General features: G+C 74.7%; 2 pseudogenes. Both read left to right on the top strand.

What is annotated here, in order from left to right:
* A pseudogene (locus tag ABD353_RS40435) lies at positions 1-1,245 on the top strand (pectate lyase family protein); the annotation flags it as partial.
* A gap of 51 nt (positions 1,246-1,296) precedes the next feature.
* A pseudogene (locus ABD353_RS40440) lies at positions 1,297-2,223 on the top strand (pectinesterase family protein); the annotation flags it as partial.
* Positions 2,224-2,281: the final 58 nt, after the last annotated feature.

Consider the following 2,281-nt stretch of genomic DNA (forward strand, 5'->3'; position numbering starts at 1 on the left):
CCCCCGGGGGGCCCGCCCCCCCCCGCGGCGCCCGCCGCCCTCGGCCACGCCGTCCTGCCCGCCCGGGACGGCTGGGCGGCGGAGGGCGCCGGGACGACGGGCGGCCGCTCGGCGGACGCCGCACACACCTTCACCGTCACCACCCGCGCCGAGTTGGCGAAGGCACTGGCCGCCGGGCCCGCGGGCGCACCTCGGATCATCCGGGTCAAGGGCGTGATCGACGCCAACACCGACGACACCGGCCGGGCGCTCGGCTGCGCCGACTACGCGGCCGGCACCGGCTATTCGGACGCCGCGTACGCCAAGGCCTACGACCCCGCCGTCCGGGGCCGGACGAAGCTGCCCTCCGGCCGACAGGAGGACGCCCGCCGGGCCGCGCAGGCCAGGCAGGCCGCCCGGGTCGTCCTCGGCGTCCCCTCGCACACCACGATCGTCGGCGTGCCGGGCACCGGCGCCGGGATCACCGGCGGCAACCTGACGGTGAAGAACGCCCAGGACGTGATCGTCCGCAACCTCGCCCTCACCGACGTCCGCGACTGCTTCCCGCAGTGGGACCCGACGGACGGCCCGACCGGCAACTGGAACTCGGCCTACGACGCCGTCTCGCTGCGCGGTGCCACGCACGTCTGGATCGACCACGACACCTTCTCCGACGCGCCCCACCTCGACGCGGCCAACCCGACCCGGTTCGGCCGCGAGTACCAGGTCCACGACGGCGCGCTGGACATCACCAACGGCTCCGACCTGGTGACCGCCTCCTACAACCGCTTCGCCGACCACGACAAGACGATGCTGATCGGCAGCAGCGACAAGGACACCGGACTGCGGGTCACCCTGCACCACAACGTCTTCCAGGGCGTCGTGCAGCGCGCCCCGCTCGCCCGGGTCGGGCAGATCCACCTCTACGACAACTACTACGACACCGCGCCGCTCGACGGCTACGCGCACGGCTACAGCGTCAACTCCCGGGCCGGCGCGCAGATCGTGGCGGAGAACAACCACTGGCGGCTGTCGGCCGACCGGAAGGTCTCCCAACTGCTCAGCGGCGACGGCACCGGGGCGTTCGCGGGCAGCGGCAACCTGGTCGACGGCGCGGTGGCCGACCTGGTCGCCGCGTACAACGCCGCCAACACCAAGAAGATCAGGCCGACCGCCTCCTGGCGGCCGGCCCTCTCCGCCGGGCTGGAGCCCGCCGCCGCGCTGCCGGACCGGCTGCCGAAGCAGGCCGGCGCCGGCGTGCTCACCGAGAACGGCACCGCCGCCCCGGCCACCGGCCGGGTCCTGACGGTCGCCGCGGACGGCTCCGCCGCGCACCGGACTGTGCAGTCCGCGGTCGACGCCGCCGCACCCGGGGACACCGTGCTGATCGCCCGCGGCACCTACCGCGAGACGGTGAACGTCCCGGCCGCCAAGAAGGGCCTGACGCTCAAGGGCGCCACCGGCAACGCCGAGGACGTCGTCCTCGCGTACGACAACGCGGCCGGCACCCCGAAGCCCGGCGGCGGCACCTACGGCACCGAGGGCAGCGCCACCCTCACCGTCTCCGCCGACGGCACCACCGTCACCGGCCTCACCGTGCAGAACACCTTCGAGCGGTCCGCCCACCCGGGCACCACCGCCACCCAGGCCGTCGCCCTGGCCGCCCGCGGCGACCGCCAGCAGTACCTGAACTCCCGCTTCATCGGCCACCAGGACACCGTGCTCAACTGGGCGCCCGCCGCCACCGGCCAGTACCGGCAGTACTTCCGCCACTGCTTCGTCGCGGGCGACGTGGACTTCCTCTTCGGCAACGCGACCGCCGTCTACGACCACGTGAACATCACCCTGCGGGACCGCGGCGCCGCCGCCGGCGGCAGCAACGGCTACCTCGCCGCGCCCGACACCGACGCCGCGAAGCCGTACGGGATCCTCGTCACCGACAGCACGATCAGCAGCACCGCCGCGCCCGGCACCTTCCACCTCGGCCGGCCCTGGCGCACCGGGCCGACCGCGGTCGGGCAGTTCGTCGTCCGCAACACCGTGCTGCCCGCGGCGGTCAAGAAGGCGCCGTGGACGGACATGCACGGGTACTCCTGGCGGTCCGCCCGCTTCGCCGAGTACGCCAACACCGGGCCCGGGGCCGGCGCCGGCGCGGACCGCCCGCAGCTGACCGCCGCTCAGGCCGCCTCCCACACGGCGCGCGCCTACCTGGCCGGCACCGACGGCTGGAACCCGGTCCTCTGACCCGTAGGAAGAAAACCCGCCGCCCGCGGCAACCTCCCCGCGGGCGACGGCAACAGGG

This window comes from Kitasatospora arboriphila, assembly GCF_039528095.1.
GTDB classification, from domain to species: domain Bacteria; phylum Actinomycetota; class Actinomycetes; order Streptomycetales; family Streptomycetaceae; genus Kitasatospora; species Kitasatospora arboriphila.